This window comes from Candidatus Polarisedimenticolaceae bacterium (assembly GCA_036275915.1).
Lineage (GTDB): Bacteria > Acidobacteriota > Polarisedimenticolia > Polarisedimenticolales > DASRJG01 > DASRJG01.
Genome location: DASUCV010000022.1, coordinates 199,352 through 217,513 on the forward strand (window position 1 = coordinate 199,352; position 18,162 = coordinate 217,513).

The 18,162-nt window shown below is 67.7% G+C and carries 17 protein-coding genes; 8 read left to right on the forward strand and 9 right to left on the reverse strand.

Annotated elements, in window-relative coordinates; translation table 11 throughout:
* Positions 1 to 14: 14 nt before the first annotated feature.
* Entirely contained in the window at positions 15 to 758 is a 744-nt protein-coding gene (locus VFV19_17650) for a lipid-binding SYLF domain-containing protein (protein HEX4826128.1), read from the reverse strand.
* 477 nt (positions 759 to 1,235) lie between these two features.
* Between VFV19_17650 and VFV19_17655 the strand changes: the two genes are divergently transcribed.
* Complete coding sequence (locus VFV19_17655; GenBank protein HEX4826129.1) at positions 1,236 to 1,619, forward strand: hypothetical protein; 384 nt, start codon at positions 1,236 to 1,238, stop codon at positions 1,617 to 1,619.
* 74 nt (positions 1,620 to 1,693) lie between these two features.
* Here VFV19_17655 and VFV19_17660 read toward each other — a convergent pair whose 3' ends face one another.
* On the reverse strand, positions 1,694 to 2,533 hold the full coding sequence (locus VFV19_17660; GenBank protein HEX4826130.1) for an isocitrate lyase/phosphoenolpyruvate mutase family protein: 840 nt from the start codon (positions 2,531 to 2,533) through the stop codon (positions 1,694 to 1,696).
* 51 nt (positions 2,534 to 2,584) lie between these two features.
* Between VFV19_17660 and VFV19_17665 the strand changes: the two genes are divergently transcribed.
* A complete protein-coding gene (locus VFV19_17665; protein HEX4826131.1) occupies positions 2,585 to 4,273 on the forward strand; it encodes a rhomboid family intramembrane serine protease in 1,689 nt (562 codons plus the stop codon).
* Here the strand turns inward: VFV19_17665 and VFV19_17670 are convergent.
* The gene (locus tag VFV19_17670) at positions 4,270 to 5,214 is read right to left on the reverse strand and encodes a ParB N-terminal domain-containing protein (protein ID HEX4826132.1); all 945 of its coding nucleotides are present in this window, start codon (positions 5,212 to 5,214) and stop codon (positions 4,270 to 4,272) included. The two genes, VFV19_17665 and VFV19_17670, sit on opposite strands and share 4 nt — an antisense overlap.
* 63 nt (positions 5,215 to 5,277) lie before the next feature.
* Between VFV19_17670 and VFV19_17675 the strand changes: the two genes are divergently transcribed.
* Complete coding sequence (locus VFV19_17675; GenBank protein HEX4826133.1) at positions 5,278 to 5,559, forward strand: hypothetical protein; 282 nt, start codon at positions 5,278 to 5,280, stop codon at positions 5,557 to 5,559.
* A gap of 182 nt (positions 5,560 to 5,741) precedes the next feature.
* On the forward strand, positions 5,742 to 6,413 hold the full coding sequence (locus VFV19_17680) for a 4'-phosphopantetheinyl transferase superfamily protein (GenBank protein ID HEX4826134.1): 672 nt from the start codon (positions 5,742 to 5,744) through the stop codon (positions 6,411 to 6,413).
* On the opposite strand, the gene VFV19_17685 is transcribed toward VFV19_17680, so the two are convergent.
* Both VFV19_17685 and VFV19_17690 read right to left on the reverse strand, forming a co-directional pair.
* Positions 6,410 to 8,182: a PAS domain-containing protein gene (locus tag VFV19_17685; protein HEX4826135.1), complete on the reverse strand. Its 1,773-nt coding sequence runs from the start codon at positions 8,180 to 8,182 to the stop codon at positions 6,410 to 6,412. The genes VFV19_17680 and VFV19_17685 overlap by 4 nt on opposite strands.
* Positions 8,183 to 8,359: 177 nt before the next feature.
* Positions 8,360 to 9,313, reverse strand: a complete 954-nt coding sequence (locus VFV19_17690; GenBank protein HEX4826136.1) for a hypothetical protein — start codon at positions 9,311 to 9,313, stop codon at positions 8,360 to 8,362.
* Between the two features lie 173 nt (positions 9,314 to 9,486).
* Between VFV19_17690 and VFV19_17695 the strand changes: the two genes are divergently transcribed.
* Positions 9,487 to 10,245 carry a response regulator transcription factor gene (locus VFV19_17695; protein HEX4826137.1) on the forward strand — a complete coding sequence of 253 codons (759 nt, stop codon included), beginning with the start codon at positions 9,487 to 9,489 and terminating at the stop codon, positions 10,243 to 10,245.
* Here the strand turns inward: VFV19_17695 and VFV19_17700 are convergent.
* From VFV19_17700 to VFV19_17715, 4 genes are read right to left on the reverse strand one after another with little or no spacing between them, the layout of a single operon-like run.
* A complete protein-coding gene (locus tag VFV19_17700; protein ID HEX4826138.1) occupies positions 10,232 to 12,169 on the reverse strand; it encodes a tetratricopeptide repeat protein in 1,938 nt (645 codons plus the stop codon). The genes VFV19_17695 and VFV19_17700 overlap by 14 nt on opposite strands.
* Positions 12,170 to 12,184: 15 nt before the next feature.
* Positions 12,185 to 13,594, reverse strand: a complete 1,410-nt coding sequence (locus VFV19_17705; GenBank protein HEX4826139.1) for a NapC/NirT family cytochrome c — start codon at positions 13,592 to 13,594, stop codon at positions 12,185 to 12,187.
* Positions 13,591 to 14,412: a cytochrome b/b6 domain-containing protein gene (locus tag VFV19_17710; protein ID HEX4826140.1), complete on the reverse strand. Its 822-nt coding sequence runs from the start codon at positions 14,410 to 14,412 to the stop codon at positions 13,591 to 13,593. The genes VFV19_17705 and VFV19_17710 overlap by 4 nt, the downstream gene beginning before the upstream one ends.
* Positions 14,409 to 15,644 carry a cytochrome c3 family protein gene (locus VFV19_17715; protein ID HEX4826141.1) on the reverse strand — a complete coding sequence of 412 codons (1,236 nt, stop codon included), beginning with the start codon at positions 15,642 to 15,644 and terminating at the stop codon, positions 14,409 to 14,411. Before VFV19_17715 ends, VFV19_17710 begins: the two co-directional genes overlap by 4 nt.
* A 106-nt stretch (positions 15,645 to 15,750) precedes the next feature.
* Here VFV19_17715 and VFV19_17720 point away from each other — a divergent pair, with 106 nt between their 5' ends.
* Genes VFV19_17720 through nrfD form a run of 3 tightly spaced genes read left to right on the forward strand, consistent with a single transcriptional unit; the run spans position 15,751 to position 18,161 of the window.
* Complete coding sequence (locus VFV19_17720) at positions 15,751 to 16,209, forward strand: multiheme c-type cytochrome (protein ID HEX4826142.1); 459 nt, start codon at positions 15,751 to 15,753, stop codon at positions 16,207 to 16,209.
* Between the two features lie 8 nt (positions 16,210 to 16,217).
* Entirely contained in the window at positions 16,218 to 16,988 is a 771-nt protein-coding gene (locus VFV19_17725; protein HEX4826143.1) for a 4Fe-4S dicluster domain-containing protein, read from the forward strand.
* A gap of 9 nt (positions 16,989 to 16,997) precedes the next feature.
* Entirely contained in the window at positions 16,998 to 18,161 is a 1,164-nt protein-coding gene (gene nrfD, locus VFV19_17730) for an NrfD/PsrC family molybdoenzyme membrane anchor subunit (GenBank protein HEX4826144.1), read from the forward strand.
* The last annotated feature ends 1 nt before the right edge of the window (position 18,162 follow it).

Genomic DNA, 18,162 nt, shown 5'->3' on the forward strand with positions numbered 1-18,162 from the left:
CTGCATCATCGGTTTCAGCCCTGAGTCCTTTCCGCGTTCCGGTTGAGATAATTCAGATACGCGCTGGCCTCGCCCTTCGGCTCGACCTTCTTGTCGAAGAGGATGTCGCGCGCCGTACGGCCTCTGTCGCCGTACATCGCCTTGTTCTTCTCCTCGTCGGGCTTGATCACGGTGCCGTCGAGCGCCGCACCGAGGAACGCGCCCTGCGAGCGCGACCAGGCGAGGATCTCCGCATGGAGCTCCGCGTCGGTCGCCGCCTTGGCGGTGCGGCCGACCGGGCCCGCGGTCGCTGTGGCTTCCGCGCCGATCGTGAACTTGTCGGCGAGGAGATGCCGCATCCCGCTCTCGTTCATGATGAGCATGACGAGATCGGTCTGCTGACCGCCGAACTGCCAGCCGACGCTGCCGCCGCCGATCTTGAAGAACGCGGGGGCGCCCATCTTGCCGCTGGAGTCGCGGCAGGTGATCACGCCGCTACCGCCCTGGCCGCCGATGATGAACGCGCCCTTGGTGACGTCGGGAAACACGCCGACGCACTGGGCCTTCTCGAGCGCATCCTTCGGAATCCCCTTGTCGGGAGCTTCGAGCGACGCGCGAAGCACCTGCTCGGCCTTCTGCAGCTTCTCGACGTCCTTCGTCGCTTCCTTACCGCCTTGATTGACGGTCTTGTCGTTGTCGTGATCGGCGGCGAGCACGGGCGCCGCAACGAGCGCGGTCGCTACCGCCGCCGTGATCGTCATGCGAACGAGTGCTTTCATTCTCGATCCTCCATACGCAGGACGGCGACACAATGCACGCTGCCCGCACGCTCACCTGCCGCAAGGTGGATGCCAATGCGAGATCGCGCGCTGTTCCGTGCATGAGACGAAAAGTGGCGGCTCATTCTTTCGCGCTCGCGGCAAACGTACGCGGCACGGAACCAGACGACGACGATGACGCGGAATTCTCAGGCTGTGCATGTAGCGCATCGTCGGCGCGCGCCGACAATGTGAGAGAAGAGAGCCGGATCACGCCGGTGCGTTTACGTGCCTGGGGGTGATCCCTGACGACGATTTGCCTCGTGCCATCCGCGTGTTTCCTGCGGGATTGCTCATCGGTAGGCGATCTCGTGCCTTTTCACGATGGGCACGGTGGTTGCTCCTCATCAAGAGCGAGCGCGACGGTAGACGCGGCCAGTCCCTCAATCCAGGTCGGGTCGTACGCGCGAGGAGAGCATCATGAAGTTGGGAGTTCCAATGATTGCAGCCGCGCTGGTGGTGGGATCGGTCGCCCTGGCGCAGCCCACTCCGACCCCGAATCCGGATCCGAACCAAGACTATTCCGGCCTCACCATGACGAAGGGCCAGGTCGTCTCGTCGGATTCCCGCTCGAATACGCTCGTCGTCAAGGTCGACAGCAAGACCGCGATGGGGAGCACAGGCTCGACCGGTAGCAACATGGGCACGATCCCGAGCGCCGAGGACATGTCGTTCGTCGTCGGCCCCGACACCAAGATCCTCAAGGGCAGCAAGAAGTCCTCGCTGTCCGAGGTGGCCAGCGGCGACCACGTGACGGTGAACTACCGCACGGTCGGCGGGAAGAACATGGCCGTCTCGATCGGCATCGAGCCCGCCGCCTAGAGCCGGCTCGACCTTCGACCATTCTCGAAGCCGTGGATGGCGCCCCGCCAGGCGACCGTCCACGGTTTCTTTTGCTAGCGCTCGAAGAGCGCGTTCAGCTCGTCGAACGGAGCCGCGTCCCCGAACGAAGCGAACGAACCGTCCTCCGCGATCGACCGTGCCGCGCGCATGAACGCGCCCCACGCGACGCGCGCCAGCGCCCCTCCCACCGAGATCCGCCGCACGCCGAGGTCGCGGAGCTGCGCCACCGTGAGCGTGCGATTCATCGTCGAGACGAGCACGTTGACCGGCTTCGGTGCGACCTCCTTGACCATGCGCGCGATCGCCGCCGGCTCGATCACGCCGGGTGCGAAGAGGCAATCGGCGCCGGCCTCCGCGAATGCCGCGAGGCGCGACAACGCGACCCTCTCCGGCTCGGCGGCCCCGACCAAGAACGACTCGCACCGCGCCGTGAGCACGACCGGAACCCCCGACGCATCGATCGCGGCGCGCGCGGCCTTCACGCGCTCGATCGCGATGGGCTCGTCGTAGAGCGGCCGATCCCGCAGCCCCGTCGCGTCCTCGATCGAGAGGCCGGCCGCGCCGGTGAGCACGCAGAGGCCCACGTTCGTCGCGACCTGCTCGGGATCGTCGGCATACGCCGATTGGAAGTCGCCGTTGACCGGAAGCTTCGTCGCCCCCGCGATCTCCGCGATGTGATCGAGCATGACGTCGCGCGGCAAGACGCTCGGATCGTCGGGGAGCCCTCGCGAGAACGCGAACCCCGCCGAGGTAGTCGCAAGCGCCTCGAAGCCGAGATTCTCGAGGAAGATCGCGCTCCCTGCGTCCCAGGGATTCGGAATGACGAAACAGCCGTCTTCATGCAGACGGCGAAAGCGTGCGACGGCAGTGGATTGACGACTCGAGGCATCCATTCGGCGGATCCTACACTGTGTTAGGGTGCCCTCAGGTACTGGGGGAGCCACTTGAACGACCGATCGTCGCGGCTGGTCCTGAGGGACCGGCTTCTCACCGAGCTCGTCGAGCCGTCGGCGGCGAGCGCGCCGAGCGCATCGCTCCTCGCGGCCACGGATGACGAAGCTGAGCTGATCCTCGCCGGAGGCGAGAGATGCTGGCTGCTGACAGCCCCGCTCGATCCCGACGCCCTGCGACAACGTGCGAGCGAGATCATCGGAGCGCATCGCCGGGCACCACTTCTGCTCATCGTCGCCGGAGGAGGGTCAGGGTTCGCGAAGGCGCTCAAGTCCGCTATCCCATTCTTCCAGTTGAGCGGCCGAATCATCGCCTATCAGTTCGACGACGATGGTCGGCTTCGAAAGGTCTCCGGTCGAAAGTCGCAGGCGCTTCTGATGGCAGCGCGCAGCCTCCGCGACCGGCTCGCCTCGCTGCACGGCGAGCGCGTGCTCAACCGCGAGCAACTCGACGGGTGGATTCGTGCCGCGCAGGCGGACGCCGAGCAGGAGTCGCGGTTCGTCGCGTCTCTCCGATCTCGCTTTCCGGTGGTTACCGCCGCCATCGGCCTGATCTGCGTCGCCTTCTATGGCCTGACCCTCTATTGGGGAGGCGGTCACTTCCCATCCGCGCTGTGGCATCTCGGCGCCATCGACCACGAGAGGATCATCCAGGGCGAGTGGTGGCGCCTCCTGTCGGCGGCCTTCCTCCACGGAAGCTTCATGCATCTCTTCGTGAACATGCTGGCCCTCGCGAGTTTCGGCGTGTTCCTCGAACGACTTCTCGGCCCTCACCGCTTTCTCGTCCTCTATACGGTGTCGGGAATTGTCGGCTCTCTCGCGAGCGCGCTCATGCGACGCGGCGGGATCGCGGTCGGGGCCTCCGGGGCGATCTGGGGTCTCATGGCGGCCGGTGCTGGCCTCGCATGGAAGCCGCGAGGATTGCTGCCGCCCATGACGCTCGACGTATTCAAGCGCCAAGCCATCACTCCCGTCGCCGTCAACTTCCTGTACTCGTTTCAAAAAGGAATCGACTTCATCGCCCACTTCGGCGGCGGCGCAGCCGGGTTCGCGCTCATGGCCACGGGTGTCCTCACCCGCGGTCTGCGCCCCGAGTTCGCTCAGGATCGAGCTGGCGAGCCAATCGTGCCGGCGCCCGCGCAGACCTGGCGTGTGATGTCGGCCGCTTGCGCGGTCGCTTGCCTCGGCTCCCTCGCCGTCTCCATCGCGATGCTACGGCCATGGGAGCTCGACCACCCGAAGCGCACGCGTCACGTTCTTGAGCCATCGGAGGTCTCGATCGAGCTCCCGTCGTCGATGGATGCGGGGCCGCCCCAGGCGTCGGGCACATGGACGATCTTCCACTGTGGATCGATGCCGCGCGCGCCTTTGACCGTCGAGATCAGACTCCATGACATCTCGGGCCCTCCCGACGTTCAAGAAGCCTTCAAGGTGTTCCAGGACAAGATGCGCAAGCCGCCAATGGAGAGTGCGACGATCGTCGGCGCGCCGCGCATCGAAGAGATCGCCGGCCGGAAGTTCGCTGCGGCGGACTATCAAATCGCGGGGCGCTCGGTCGTGCGCACTCTGGCAACCGTCGCCGGACATCACGTCGTCATCCTCCATTTCGAGGGTCTCGAGGGCGGTGAATTCTGGGATCGAACGACCCACGAAATCGCGACGAGCGTGCGGTCGCCCGACTAGTCCTCCGGCGGCCCCGACGCCGCCGCGACCTGGTCGGCCTTGATCTTCGCCGCGTCGAACTTCTTCGCCGACGCGAGCATCTTCGCGACCGTCTCGTCGAACTTCGGGTCGCCGCCCTTCTGGAAGCGCAGCGGGTTGATGCGGGCGATGACGAACGCTTTCAAGTACGGGCTGACGAAGCCGCGCTCCTTGAGCTCGGCGACGGCGGCGACGACGGCCTCGTCGAGCTCCAGGAGAGCGGCCGCGCGCTCGTCGCGTACGGCGAGGGCGGCGGGCAGCTTCGATGCGAGGAATGTCTCGACGCGCTTGAGCATCGGCGCGTAGGCGCCGCCGGAGAAGCGGCCCTTCTTCTCGTAGGTTGCGCCCAGGGTGAGGAGCGACGGCTCCTCGAACTCGAGCGCGAACTCCTTCTCGGCGCGCGGGTCGAGATCGGCGAGCGAGCGCGCCATCCGGATGACCTCGAGCGACTTCTCGCGCACGTTGTGCGCCTTCTCGGTGTTGAGCGCGAGGATCCGGTAAGCGGTCTCGGCCTCGGGAAGGAGAAGCGCGACGACCGCCTTCGCGCCGATCGTGCGCAGCGCGGCGAGGCGGTGGTTGCCGTTCGGCGTCCAGTAGCCGACTTCGGGACTCTTCACCGCGATGATCGGATCGAGGAAGCGGTCGATCTGGTCGATGACGTTCGCGAGGCGTGCGGCGTGCGTCTCCGAGAGGTCACGCTGGAACGGCGTGGGCTGGACGGCATCGATCGGGAGCGCGGCGAGGATCTGCCACCGACCGCCGACCGGGTCCTTGTACGTGGCGAGCACCTCGCCGCCGTCCTCGTCGACCTGGCGGCGCAGGGCGTCGACGGCGGCGGGGACGTTCCCGGAGGTCAGCGTCGCGGGCGTGAGCCCGCGCGAGCGCGCCTCCGCTTTGGTGCGCTTCTTCTTCCTCGTCGCCATTCCCCCTTAGTACTCCCGGGAAGGCGCGCGCGTCAACGCCGCCGTAGGATGGAAGGGATGGCGATGGAGACGATCCGTGAGGCGCTCGACCGGTTGGCCCGCTCGGGCTACGTCGATGAGTTCAGCGCCGACGGGGACGGCCTGCGCAGCCGTTCCACCGGGACGATCACACCGCCGGAGTCGTTCCGTGTGGACGAGATCGTGCGCTTCGAAGGCGAGAGCGATCCTTCGGACGAGTCGGTGATCTTCGCGCTCCGCGGCGACGGCACGCGCGGCACCTACACGGTCGCCTACGGCACCCTCATGGACGGCGCCGACGCCGAGATGGTGCGCCGTCTTCGCTGACGATCGGTTCGATCGTACGCCCCGGCTTCGTTCGCCGCCGTGTCCGATATTCCGGAGGATCGTGTCATCCGTTCCGCGCGACGGCGCTGCGGCTCGTCGCGAAACCCTTTGTTTTTCGGCGTGAGCCGCTTGGCGCGCCTCTTGCTGAACGTCGCCGTGGGGCAGAGCGAGAGGAGGACGAGATGAGTACGAGCGGCTTCGATTCCCCTTGGCGCGACGTCGTCGTCCGGTTCGTCCGGAGCGCGTGCTACGAGGATCCGGCGCTCGCGCTGCGTGCGGCTTCGTTGCTGAGCGCCGAGGAGCGTCAGCTCCTGACACGTCTCGAGCCCGACGCCTCGCGCCTCGACTACCTCGCCGCGCACGCACTCGTCCGCTCCATGATCGCCGAGATGACCGGCTGCCCCGGCGAGCAACTCCAGATCCGCACGAGCAAGGACGGGCGCTCCGAGGCGCTCCTGCCCGGCGCCCCGCGCGGCATCGGCTTTTCGCTGTCTCACGCCGACGGGATCGCGCTCTGCGCAGTCGCGTCGGGTTGCTCGGTCGGCGCCGACGTCGAGAGCGAGCGCAACGTCGGGCTCGACCCACGCGGCTTCGCGCAGGTGTTCTGCACGCGCGTCGAGCTGGACGAGATCTCGGCGCTCCCGGCCGTCCTACGGACCGAGCGCCTCCTCGAGATCTGGACGTTCAAGGAGGCGATGGCGCGGGCGACGCGGCCGCGATTCGGTGTCGTCGGCTCCGAGCCGCACATCGCGACCGTGCGGCTGCTTCCCCACCACCTGGCGACGATCGCCGTCGTCGGCGCGCCTCCCGGCCACCTCGTCGCGGTGAAGTTCGAGGAATACCGGCCGGGCTAGCGTTCGCCGTGTCCGCCGGCCGGATGAGGACCGCGCGGAACGATGCAGAGCACGCGTGTCCCGACGCCGCGCTCGGCGATGACCTCGATGCGTCCGCCGATCAGGTCGGCGCGGTAGCGCATGATGCGCACGCCGCTCCCCCGTGTGTCGGCCTTCGACCAGTCGCCGTGGCCGTTGTCGCCGACCTCGAGCTCGATCCGCCGCCGACCGCGGAGCGCGATCTCGATCCCGGTCGCCTCGCCGTGCGTCACCGCGTTGCGGACCGCCTCTTGCGCGATGCGATACAGCTGGGCACCGACGAAGCCGTCGTCGATCGCGACGAGATCGGGCTCGTCGGAGACGAAGCGGCACTTGATCGAGTGCATCGTCTCGGTCGTCTCGGCGAGGTCGAGGAGCGCGTTCATGAGCCCGTTCCCGTCGAACTCGACCGGCAGCATCCCGCGGATGACGTTCCGGAGCTCGATCTTCGCCCCCTCGATCCCGCGGTGCAGGGCGTTGATCGTCGGCACGGACGAGCGCTTGGAGCCGGCCTCGGGATCGGAGATCAGCTCGCGCGTCATCATGGCGAGCCCCGCGAGCGATTGGCCGACCGAGTCGTGCAGCTCCTGGCCGATGCTCCGGCGCTCGCGATCGGTCTGGTCGGCGACCTGCTTCTCGAGCGTCTGCCGCTCGATGACGTGCCCGATGTGGATGCCGACGTTCTTGAGCGACGGGAGGAAGGTGCTCCCCGGGATCGCGAGATTCGACGAGGCGAACATCTCGAGGACGACGATCGGCTTCCCCTCGACGATGACGGGCAAGGTCGCGACCGAGTGGATCCCGAACTTCTCGAACGAACCGCGGACGAACCTTTGGCCGTGGACGTCCTCCATCCACTGCGGCTCGCCGAGCGCCAGCGTCCGGCGGATGATGCCGTCCCCCGGGCCCAGGACCGTCCGCATCGTGATGTCGATGAAGGCGCTGAAGTCGCGCCCCGGCGCAACGTACCAGACGTCCAGCGGGAGGACGGTGTGCGTCGCCTCGTCGATCCGCCACGCGTGGCCGAGATCGAACTGCGCGTGGACGCAGACGAGCTGGATCGCCATCCGGATCGCCTCGTCCAGGCTCGAGGCCCGGTTGGCCGCGCCCGCGACGTCCTGGAGGACCTTGAGCGTCGCGGTGCGCTCGGCGATCCGCCGCTCGAGCGACTCGTTGCGCTCCTTCAAGGCCCGCTCCGCGTTCCGGAGCGCGTGGACGTCGGTGAAGGTGATGACGATCCCGTTGATGCTGTCCGCGCGCGTGCGGTAAGGGAGGAGCCGCCGCAGGTACCAGCGTCCCTCGCGCGTCTGGATCTCGCGCGAGACCGGGACGAGATCGCGGAGGACCGCTTCCGCCTCGGCGAGGAGGTCGGGATCGGTGAACCGCTGCGCGAAGTCGGAGAGCGGCCGGCCCACGTCCGACGGGATGAGGGAGAGGAGCGGTGTCATCGCCGGGGAGAACCACTTGATGCAGAAGTTGCGGTCGAGGAAGATCGCGGCGAGATCGGTGCTCTGTAGAAGGTTGTCGAGGTCGTCGTTCCGCTGCTCGAGCTCCCCGAGCTTCGTCTGGAGCTGGTGGTTGACGGTGAGCAGCTCCTCGTTGAGCGATTGCAGTTCTTCCTTCGACGACGAGGAGAACGCGCGCGCGCCTTTGTGGTTCTTGGCGCCCGATTTCTTGTGGTGCTCGACCTCGGGGCCGCCGCTTCCCTCGCGCCGGGTCCGGGAGCGTTTGGATGCATCACGCGGAGCCAACGAGACCTCCGGATGTCATCGTTCCGGCCAGCAGCCCGAGTCTAGCAGAACTTCGAGGGGGTCCCGGCCGGCGCCGTCCTCACGCGTTCGAAGGGAAAGGGCTTTGGAGGGCGCGACACCGTGAGCTCGGGTTGAGGGGTAGCCGCGACGAACCGCGGCATCGCGCCCACCAATGGTTCATGCCGACACCCTCGTGGTGGAGCCGAGGGAGCGGCGCAAGAAATCCGGCGTGGCGGGCTCCGTCTGAGCCCGGAGGAACCGGGACAGCTTTCCCGGCGATCCGAGGTCGGTGAAGCCGCAGGAGGGAATCTCCGCGACCGCGAGCGACGTCGGCGCCTTGTAGAGCACCTGCCGGTTGAAATCGCGAGTCGGAATGGTTTCGTAGAGCGACCGCAGCGCGCTCCGGCTCCGCTCTCCGTCGATCGACCAGGTCACGCAGTCGGCGACCAGGTCGGGAACGGTGGCGGTGAAGAGCGCGATGAGCGCCGAGCGCTTCGCGACCGCGATGCCGGTGCTCGCGAGCGCGCCGGGTACGAGCCAAGGGCACCCCGGCACCCGTGTGTGTGCCGCGGCACCGAGGACGACCACGAGCTCGGGACGCCGCTCGGCCACGGCCGCCGCGGCGCCCATCGCCTCGGCGAGCATCCCCTCCCCCTCCACGTGGTGATCGCAGGGCAAGAGGACGACGGTCGCGTCCGGCTCCAGGTGCCCGAGATGCATGAGCGCGAGGAGGATTCCCGGCGCGGTGCCGCGATCGGCGGGCTCGAGGATGACGTTCGCCGTCGGAACGGCGCGGAGAGCGCACTCGGACCAACGCAGGTGCTCGGTGCGCACGATCGCGAGCGTTCGATCCGGAGGCGAGATCCTGGCGGCGCGGGCGACGGCCCAATCGAGCATCCCGCCGCTGCCGTCGAGCGACCAGAACTGCTTGGGGATGTTCTTGCCCGAGAGGCGAATCGAGAAATCGCCGAAACCGCGACCCTCGCCAGACGCGAGGAGAAGCGTCCAAGGATGGTCCGAGCGCTTGGTCCGCTCGAGGCTCGGGAGGGCGGCCCAACGACGGCGCGGGACCGGGCGCGGCAGGTGCCGGCGCACCGGAGAAACGCGGTCCGACCGTTCCGTTTGCCACATGCGGCTGCCGTCTCCTCTTTCAACCCGAAGCCGGCACAAGGTTAACGGGAGCGCAGGCGAATACAATCGGAGGAGGGACGATCCGCCCCCGGGAGACGGGCCGATCGAACCTTAGGGAAATGCCCTATGTCCGCTGCGGCCGGCGCGGTGTAACTTCAGACCGGGAGCACGTGATGAGAGAACAAGCCACGAAGCCCTCGGGTCCCTCCGCGAGCAAATCGACGCGCATCCTCGTCGTCGAAGATCATCCCCTCGTCAGGAGAGGCATCATCGAAATGCTCGCGCACGAGGCCGACCTCTCCGTGTGCGGCGAGGCCACGACCGGCGCCGAGGCGGTCGCTCTCTTCAAGTCCGAGCACCCCGATCTGGTCATCGCGGATCTCACGCTTCGCGAAGGGAACGGGATCGAGCTGATTCGCGACATCCGCGGCCTCGGAAGCCGCGTGCCGATCCTGGTCCTCTCGATGCGCGAGGAAACGATGTTCGCGGAGCGGGTCATCCGCGCGGGCGCGCAAGGCTACGTCGCGAAGAGCGCGCCTTCCGAGCGGCTCATCAGCGCGATTCGCCAGGTGCTGCGCGGCGAGCTGGCGCTCTCGCCGCACGTGACCGAGCGGCTCGTCCGCCGTGCGGCGGGCCTCCACGCCGTGACGTCACCGACGCCCGTTCCGACCGTTCTCTCCGACCGCGAGCTCGAGATCTTCGAGATGTTCGGCCGCGGCTTCACCGCCTCCGAGATCGCGCGGCGCCTCCACATCAGCGCCAAGACGGTCCAGGCCCACCGCGAGAACATCAAGGCGAAGCTCGAGCTGGCGACGTCGACCGCGCTCACGCGCTACGCGACCCTCTGGGCCGACGGCGACCGCGCGGCGATCGAGCGCAGTACCGCGCCCGCGCCTCCGCCGGGCGCACACCGGCGCGTCACCGACCGATAGTCTTGTCCGCGACGTCGCTCAGACGCAGCCCCGGCGCCTTCGACAGCTCGCGCGCGCGACGCTGCGCGACCTCCGCGTCGGCGCCGCGTCCGGCCCTCCCGAGCAGCATCGCGTAGGCGTTCCAGGTGCGCGCGCCCTCGGGATCGAGGCGCACCGCGTTCTCCGCTTCGGCGATCGCCTCGGGGTGATGCTCGAGCGCGGAGAGCATGTTGGCCGCGTTCGCGTGGAGAGCGGGATTCCACGGCTCGAGCACGATCGCCTTCTGGAAGAGCGCGAGCGCTCCGGCGAAGTCGTTCGACATCGTCTTGATGCGAGCGAGCTCGGCGAGCGGCCCGGCCGCGGTGGGGTTGTCGCGCGCGAGGGTCGTGAAGACCGGCTCGGCTTCGGGGACGCGATTCGCGCGCAGGAGCGACTGCCCGTAGGCGAACGCGATGTCGAAGTCGGCGGGGTTCTTCGCGTACGCCGCCGCGAACTGCTGCGCGGCTTCGCCGTGCTTCCCCTGATCTTGCAGGGCGAGTCCGAGGAAGTACGGTCCGTCCGCCTGCGCGAAGCCGAGGCTCATCGCCTCCCTGAGCTTGGCTTCCGCCTGCGGGTACATGGCCGGACGCACCTCCCGCGGCGCCATCTTCGCCCGGAGCGAGATCGCGCGGCCGGCGTAGAACGCGCTCTCGGGCGCCGGAAGATCGACGGGCAGCTCGGGGAAAAGCTCGAGGTCGAACCGCGTGCGCGCCTGCTCGGGCTGGTCGATCCGCGCACGGATGAAATGGTCGGTGTAGAGAACGTGGCGCTGATCGTCGGGCTCGCCCTTCCTCATGTGGCACGAGACGCAGTCGTCCTTCGGCTTCGTCTTCTGCCGTGCCGCGGCGGGCGCCTTGCACGCCGAGGCGTCGTGGCAACCGAGGCACTTCGCGTTGAAGAAATCCGCCGGACGGTCGTCGCGGAAGATCGTCTTATGAGGGTTGTGGCAGGTCAGGCATTCCATCTTGCCGCCGCTCTCGGTGAAGCAGCGCGAGAGGAACATCCGGTCGGCCTGCCCCGACAGGCCGAAGTCGTGGACGGTCTTCTCGACGTAGCGGTACGGGATGATCGCGGTCGTGATCGGGGTGCCCGGCCGCCAATCCTCGAGCGCGGCCTGATAACGCGAGACGCGCTCGGACGCCTTCGCGTCCCCGAGGTGGCAACGGAAGCAGACCTGCATCCGGAGTGACGGCGTCAGGCGCCGTGGGTCGACGATCGTCGGGTCGGGCTGGCCCGTGGGGGTCGCGCCCTGATCCCACTTCGCGACGTGCGCGCTCCCGGGGCCGTGACACCGCTCGCAGCTGATCCCGTGCGGGATCGGGTCCTCGAACTGGTTGTGCGTGCCGGCGACGAGCTTCATCGGATCGTTGTGGCAGGAGACGCACTGCGGACCGGTGTCGCGCGCGAAGTAGAAGTTGTTGTACTCGTATCCGGGGCAGAGGTCCCACACCGGATCCGTCGTGTGCCAGCACACGGGGGCCTGGAAGAGCTTGCCGTCCTGGACGAGGAGGTACTGGCGGCTGTGGTTCGCGGAGCCGACCGCCCAGACGAGCTCGCGCTCGTCGATCGCCGTCTGACCGCCCTTGCCGTCCGCGATCGATTGCTTGACCCAGAACTTCCCGTCGCGGCGCGTCATCGTGTAGTGGAGGCCGGTCGACGGGACCGTGAACGAGTTGTGCTTCGTCCAGTCCTCGATGACGGGGGCGCCCGCCATCGGGTACCACGAGCGACCCATCCCGGTCTTCGCGAAGGTCGACCAGATCTCGGCGTGGCACGACCGGCAGGCCTCGCCGCCGACGTACTTCGCCTCGGCGACGGCGGTCTTCGCCGGCGGCGGGGCCGGGGCCTCGCTCTTCCCGCACGCGCCCAGAGCCAGGAGGAGGGCGATCGCGACCGCGCGTCTCATCGCCGCAACGTCCGCTCAGGGCTGGAGGGTCTTCAAGACCTCGGGGTTCGGCTCGTCCTGCGCCAGGACGGTGTGGCAGAGATCGCAGTCTTGGGGAATCGCGCGGCCGCCCGGGTCGGCGTGCTCGCCGTCATGGCATCGGAAGCAGCCCGGCGAGTCCGTGTGGCCGAGGTGGCTCGGGTACGTCCCCCACTTGATGTTCATCGAGGGCCAGACGTTCGTCGCGTAGATGTTTCCCAGCTCGTGCGCCGCAGCGTCGACCTTGGCGCGATCGACCGAGGGCTGCTCCTTCCCGTAGAACGCCTCGAGGGTGCCGGCGATCTTCTGGCGCGCCTCGTCCTGGGAGGCGTACTCGGCCTTGATGGCCTTCAGCCCTTCCCGCCGCAGGAACGGGACCGACTTGTCGAGCGCGCCCTCCGCCAAGGCCCGATCGATCTCGGCCTCCGGCATCCGGTAGATGTGGCTCGGGCGGTTGTGGCAGTCGAGGCAATCCATCGTCCGCCACTCTCCGCCCTTGTCCTCCTTCGGCGCATAGGTCGTGACCGTGCCGTCCGAACGCGTCAACTCGATCGTGCCGATCGTCTCGCGCTTCTCGTCGGACCGGTAGCGGATCCGGACGCCGGGGTCGACGTGCCAGTGGATGCCGCGTGACGTGCGACCCTGAAGCCCGCCCACCTTGAGGAGGACGACCGTCTTCGTCTCGGTGTTCGGCTCGTCCTCGGCGTAGTGCGTGATGACCCGGAGACGGTCGCCGACGAACTTCGTGGGCCAATGGCACTGCTCGCACGTGTCGCGCGCCGGGCGCAGGTTGTGGACCGGCGTCGGGATCGGCTTCGGGTAGAGCTTGAGGTTCACCGAGATGAGCTGCCACGATCCCGAGAGCTTCGACTTGACGAACCAGCCGGCGCCCGGGCCGATGTGGCAGCTCACGCAGGCGACGCGCGAATGAGGGGACCGCTGATAGGTCGTGTACTCGGGGGCCATGACCGAATGGCACGAGGCGCCGCAGAACTTCGTCGTGTCCATGACCTCGACGGCCTTGTAGGTGGCGACCGCGAGGATGACGAGGTTGAGCATCGTCGCGCCCGAGAACATGACGACCATCGCGCGCGTGCGATCGACGTTGAGGTCGACGATCGGGAGGCGCGGCGGCGCCTGGCCGTGCGCGGCGGCATTGCGCGTCCGCCGGCGCTGGATGGCGAGCCCCACCGGGATCAGGACGAGGCCGAGGACGAAGAGCGCCGGAACGACGACGAAGTTGACGATGCCGAGATACGGTCCGCCCTCGAAGCCGAGCGATTCGATCGTGAACAGCGACAGGAAGAGGAGGGCGGAGGCGGTCGTCAGCGCCGCCCCGGCCAGACTGATGCCGTTCCGGGTGATTGCGTGGAAAAATGTCGTGAACGGGTTGTGCCGTTCCGTCATGGATGATGGACCACGGCGTGGATGATAAGGCAGAACAGCATCAATCCGAACAGGACCGCGATCGTGCCGACGATCCGTCCGCGACGGACGACCCGCGCCTTCGGGGGCGGGACGGTCAGGGCGTCGAGCCCCCCCTCGCGGACCAGGCGCTCGTACTCGTCGGGACGCTCCTTCCGGAACTCGTCCTCGTCCACGGTGCCGGTGAAAATCACCGTGTCCATGGGGAATTTGTCGGGCCTCAAGTGGCCGTTGAAGAAATGGATCGTGAAGATGAACGCCACGGCGAGGAGCGCTTCCTCGCCGTGAATCAGAAGGGCGACGTTGTAGACCCACCCCGGGAGGACATGCGCGAAGAACGCCGGGAACCAGAGGAGCAGCCCCGACCCCCCGATGATGAACATCCCCCAGAACACCGCCCAGTAGTCGAACTTTTCCCAGTAGGTGAAATGATCGAAGCGGGGACGCGGGCCACGGCCGACGAACCAGCGGACGTGCTGCGACAGCTCGCGGAGATCGCGCGGCTGCGGGACCATCGACGATGGCCCCCACAGCACCCCGAGATCGCGGTCGATGAAGAGCCGGCGGACGATCCGTCCCACATGGACCGCGAAGACGAGGATCAGCACGACCGCGAAGAACCGGTGGAGGCGGCCCGCCACCGGAAGACCCCCGAGCAGCCGCGCGAGCCGAGCCGCCCAAGGCGCGTCGTGGAAGAGGAGCGGGCTCCCGGTGAAGGCGAGCCCGAGGAAGCTCACCATCATCGCGAGGTGCGTCGCGCGCTGAGCCTTATCGAACCGCCGGATGTGGCGGCCGGTCATCGTGCGTCCTTCCGCTTCGGCGGCTTCAGCGGCTTCGGCGGCTTCGGCGGCGGGTCCCCGCGGAGCAACCGCTGGAACCAGAGGCTCGTGTGGAGCCCGAAGAACACGAAGACGCCGCCGAGCAGAAGCTGCATGAAACGGGCGGTCCAGTAGAGAGGCGGATTGCGATCGGCGTCGCGCTTGTCCGCGTGGGGGTCATAGCGCGCGAAGCTCGCGCCGGCGCCCGCGTGGCATTTCCGGCACGTCTCGACGCGGTGCTCGCCCGAGATCGTCGAGCGCGGATCGGTCTTCGGGAAGATCGCGTGCGCGCCGTGGCAGTCGGCGCAGCTCGCGACGCGCGCGAATCCGAGGCTCGTCACCTGGCCGTGGAAGGTGTCGCGGTAGGTCTTGAGCGACTGCGCGTGGCACGAGCCGCACTCGGCGAGGACGTCGAGCTTCCAGCGGTCGGCGTCGGTGCGCTCGATGTGGTGCGCGGTGTGGCAGTCGGAGCAGACGGGAACGTTCGGGTTGCCGGCCGCGAGCTTCGTCCCGTGGACCCCGGACGCGTACTGCGCCCGGATGCCTTCGTGACACTTCCCGCAGGTCGCGGGTACGTTGGCGCGAAAAACGCCGCTTCCCGGATCCGACTTTCGCCGGATCTCGTGGTTGCCGTGACAGTCGGTGCACTTCGCGGAGACGACGAGGCCGCTCTTCTCGAGCGCCTTCCCGTGGATGCTGTCGTGGTAGGTCGTCACGACGTCGCCGATCCGGATCTTCCCCGCGGCGATGACCTTGGGATCGCCGTGGCACTTGCCGCACGTCGCGGGAAGGTGGAGCCCGTACGTGGGAGACGCCGGGTCGGTGGACGGGCGAATGTCGTGTTTTCCGTGGCAATCGATGCACGTCGCCGCCACCGAGTTCCCGTTCCGCCGAGCCTCGGCGTGGACGCTCTTTCCGTACGCCGAGACCGGATCCGCGTGGCAGACGGCGCAATCGACTTTCGCGAGCTTCTCCGGATGCGGAAGGTCCGCATGGGCGAGATCGGCGTGACAGTCGATGCAGGAGAGGGGTCCGTGGACGGAATCGGCGAACGGTTTCGCCGAGACGGTCACCGATCGGCCGTCGCCGGCGGTGATCCCAGCGTCGTCGTGGCACGCGAGGCAATCGTCGTTCGCCGGCGCCGCGAGGGCGAGCGTTGCGGCGGCGACCGAGGCCGTCAGGACTGCCGCGAATCTCCACAGAGGCACGCTCATGCGGTGGAGGAATTTCGCACGCCACCTCGTCCGGCTCAAGACCGCGAGGGTCCGGTTTGTCCGTTGAATCGGCCCGTACACTCGCCCCGTCTCCAGAGGACATGCGATGAGACATCTCCTCGAGGACCGGGAGCATTTGATCCGGCTCGCCGCCCTGTTCTTGGGGGCGTTCCTCGTTTTCCTTCTCGCGCGCGCGGCGCTCGTCCCGAAGGGCTTCGGGGACCTCGGGCATTACCGCTCGGGAGCGCTGGCCGACGTCGCGTCACGCCCCGTCGCGTTCGCCGGACGCGGGGCGTGCACCGACTGTCACGACGATAGCGCCGCGAAGCTCCACGACGGGAAGCACGCCGGCGTGGGCTGCGAAGCGTGTCACGGCGCGCAGGCCGCGCACGCGGCGGATCCGACGTCGGCTTCCGCGTCCATGCCCGACACCCGCGAGCTCTGCCCGGTCTGCCACGCGCGGAACGCCGCGAAGCCGAAGACCTTCCCCCAGGTCGACATCAAGGCGCACGCGGACGGCAACGCGTGCAAGGACTGCCACGATCCGCACCATCCGGACGCGTAGGAGGCGTCATGGAGTCGACTCGCCGCGAGTTCGCGAAGCTCCTCGTCCTCACCGGCGCCGCCGCCGCGGCCTACGAGTACGTGATGGCGGACGCTCCCGAGAAGGCACCGAACTACGACGCGACGCGCCACTGGTGGGCAATGCTCATCGACGTCGGGAAATGCATCGGCTGCGGGAACTGCGTGCGCGCCTGCAAGGCCGAGAACGACGTGCCCAGGGAGCCCTACTACTTCCGGACGTGGGTCGAGCGGTACTACGTCCCCGAGCGGGACCCCGCGAATCCGACGGCGGAGGACTTCCCCATCGTCGACTCGCCGAACGGGGGCTACGACGGCTTCCCCGAGCGGTACAGGATCGAGGCCGGCGCCAAGGCGTTCTTCGTCCCGAAGATGTGCAATCACTGCGCGCACTCGCCCTGCGTCCAGGTCTGTCCCGTCGGCGCCACGTTCGAGAGCCCGGACGGTGTCGTGCTCGTGGACAAGACCTACTGCCTGGGCTGCCGCTACTGCGTGCAGGCCTGCCCGTACGGATGCCGCTTCATCGATCCACGGACGAACACCGTGGACAAGTGCTCGCTCTGCTACCACCGCATCACGAAGGGACTGACGACCGCCTGCTGCGAGGCGTGCCCCACGGGTGCGCGACAGCTCGGCGACCTCAAGAATCCGAGCGACCCGTTCCACACGGTGCTGCGGACCCACCCCGTGCAGGTGCTCAAGCCCCAGCTCGCGACCGGCGCCAAGGTCTACTACGCCGAGCTCGACGGCTCGGTCCGGTAAGAGGAGGCGATGGGCGTCGACGGGTTCATGTATCCCAACGAGATCGAGCTGCAGTGGAGCATCCTCATCGTCCTCTACCCCTTCATCACGGGCCTCGTCGCGGGCGCCTTCATCCTCGCGTCGCTCGAGAGGGTCTTCAACGTCGAGGCGGTGAAACCCACCTACCGGTTGGCGCTCCTCGTCGCGCTCGCGTTCATGATCGTCGCCCCGCTCCCGCTCCAGATGCACCTGGGGCATCCCGAGCGTTCGTTCGAGATGTATCTGACCCCGCACACGACCTCGGCGATGGCGATGTTCGGCTTCGTCTACCTCTGGTATCTCCTCGCGGTCCTCGTCATCGAGATCTGGCTCGACTACCGGACTGACATCGTCCGTTTCGCGCAGACGGTCCCCGGATGGCGGGGTCGCGTCTACAAGCTCATGTCGCTCGGCTCCTACAACGTCTCGCCGGCGGCGCTCGCGATCGACGACAAGGTCGGCCGGTTCGTGACGATCGTCGGGATCCCGTCGGCGTTCCTCCTTCACGGCTACGTCGGCTTCATCTTCGGCTCGATCAAGGCGAACCCCTGGTGGTCGACGCCGCTCATGCCGATCGTCTTCCTCTTCTCGGCGGTCGTCTCGGGGATCGCGGCGGTGCTCCTCCTCTACATGGCGGTGTGCGTCCTCAAACGCATCGCGATCGACATGCGGTGCGTCGACACGATGGCGCGCTACCTCATGTACGCCTTCCTCATCGACTTCTCGCTGGAGATGCTCGACCTGATCCACCGCGTATACGAGTCGGACGAGTCGTTCAAGAGCCTCGACTTCATGGTCAAGTCGCGGCTGTTCCTGTCACAGGTCGTCCTTCAGATCTTCCTCGGTACGCTGCTGCCGATCGCGATCCTCGCCCTGGTCCAGCTCATCCGGATGAGCGACCGCGCGCGGAAATCGCTCTACGTCGTCGCCGGGATCGCGACGCTGGCGGGGATCTTCGCCATGCGATGGAACGTCGTGATCGGCGGACAGCTCTTCTCGAAGAGCTTCCTCGGCTACACCACGTACAAGATGGGCTTCGCGACCCGCGAGGGACTCTTGCCGGCCCTCGCGATCATGGTCCTCCCGCTCGTCATCTTGACGGTCCTGGTGAAGCTCCTCCCGCCGATGGAGGCGCCCGAGGAGACGTCCGGGTAGG

Excerpts from the sequence above, each read along its gene's own strand:
- VFV19_17650 (HEX4826128.1), bottom strand. The coding sequence starts at position 758 with ATGAAAGCACTCGTTCGCATGACGATCACGGCGGCGGTAGCGACCGCG.
- VFV19_17655 (HEX4826129.1), top strand. The coding sequence starts at position 1,236 with ATGATTGCAGCCGCGCTGGTGGTGGGATCGGTCGCCCTGGCGCAGCCC.
- VFV19_17660 (HEX4826130.1), bottom strand. The coding sequence starts at position 2,533 with ATGGATGCCTCGAGTCGTCAATCCACTGCCGTCGCACGCTTTCGCCGT.
- VFV19_17670 (HEX4826132.1), bottom strand. The coding sequence starts at position 5,214 with ATGGCGACGAGGAAGAAGAAGCGCACCAAAGCGGAGGCGCGCTCGCGC.
- VFV19_17675 (HEX4826133.1), top strand. The coding sequence starts at position 5,278 with ATGGAGACGATCCGTGAGGCGCTCGACCGGTTGGCCCGCTCGGGCTAC.
- VFV19_17680 (HEX4826134.1), top strand. The coding sequence starts at position 5,742 with ATGAGTACGAGCGGCTTCGATTCCCCTTGGCGCGACGTCGTCGTCCGG.
- VFV19_17690 (HEX4826136.1), bottom strand. The coding sequence starts at position 9,313 with ATGTGGCAAACGGAACGGTCGGACCGCGTTTCTCCGGTGCGCCGGCAC.
- VFV19_17695 (HEX4826137.1), top strand. The coding sequence starts at position 9,487 with ATGAGAGAACAAGCCACGAAGCCCTCGGGTCCCTCCGCGAGCAAATCG.
- VFV19_17700 (HEX4826138.1), bottom strand. The coding sequence starts at position 12,169 with ATGAGACGCGCGGTCGCGATCGCCCTCCTCCTGGCTCTGGGCGCGTGC.
- VFV19_17705 (HEX4826139.1), bottom strand. The coding sequence starts at position 13,594 with ATGACGGAACGGCACAACCCGTTCACGACATTTTTCCACGCAATCACC.
- VFV19_17710 (HEX4826140.1), bottom strand. The coding sequence starts at position 14,412 with ATGACCGGCCGCCACATCCGGCGGTTCGATAAGGCTCAGCGCGCGACG.
- VFV19_17715 (HEX4826141.1), bottom strand. The coding sequence starts at position 15,644 with ATGAGCGTGCCTCTGTGGAGATTCGCGGCAGTCCTGACGGCCTCGGTC.
- VFV19_17720 (HEX4826142.1), top strand. The coding sequence starts at position 15,751 with ATGAGACATCTCCTCGAGGACCGGGAGCATTTGATCCGGCTCGCCGCC.
- VFV19_17725 (HEX4826143.1), top strand. The coding sequence starts at position 16,218 with ATGGAGTCGACTCGCCGCGAGTTCGCGAAGCTCCTCGTCCTCACCGGC.
- nrfD (HEX4826144.1), top strand. The coding sequence starts at position 16,998 with ATGGGCGTCGACGGGTTCATGTATCCCAACGAGATCGAGCTGCAGTGG.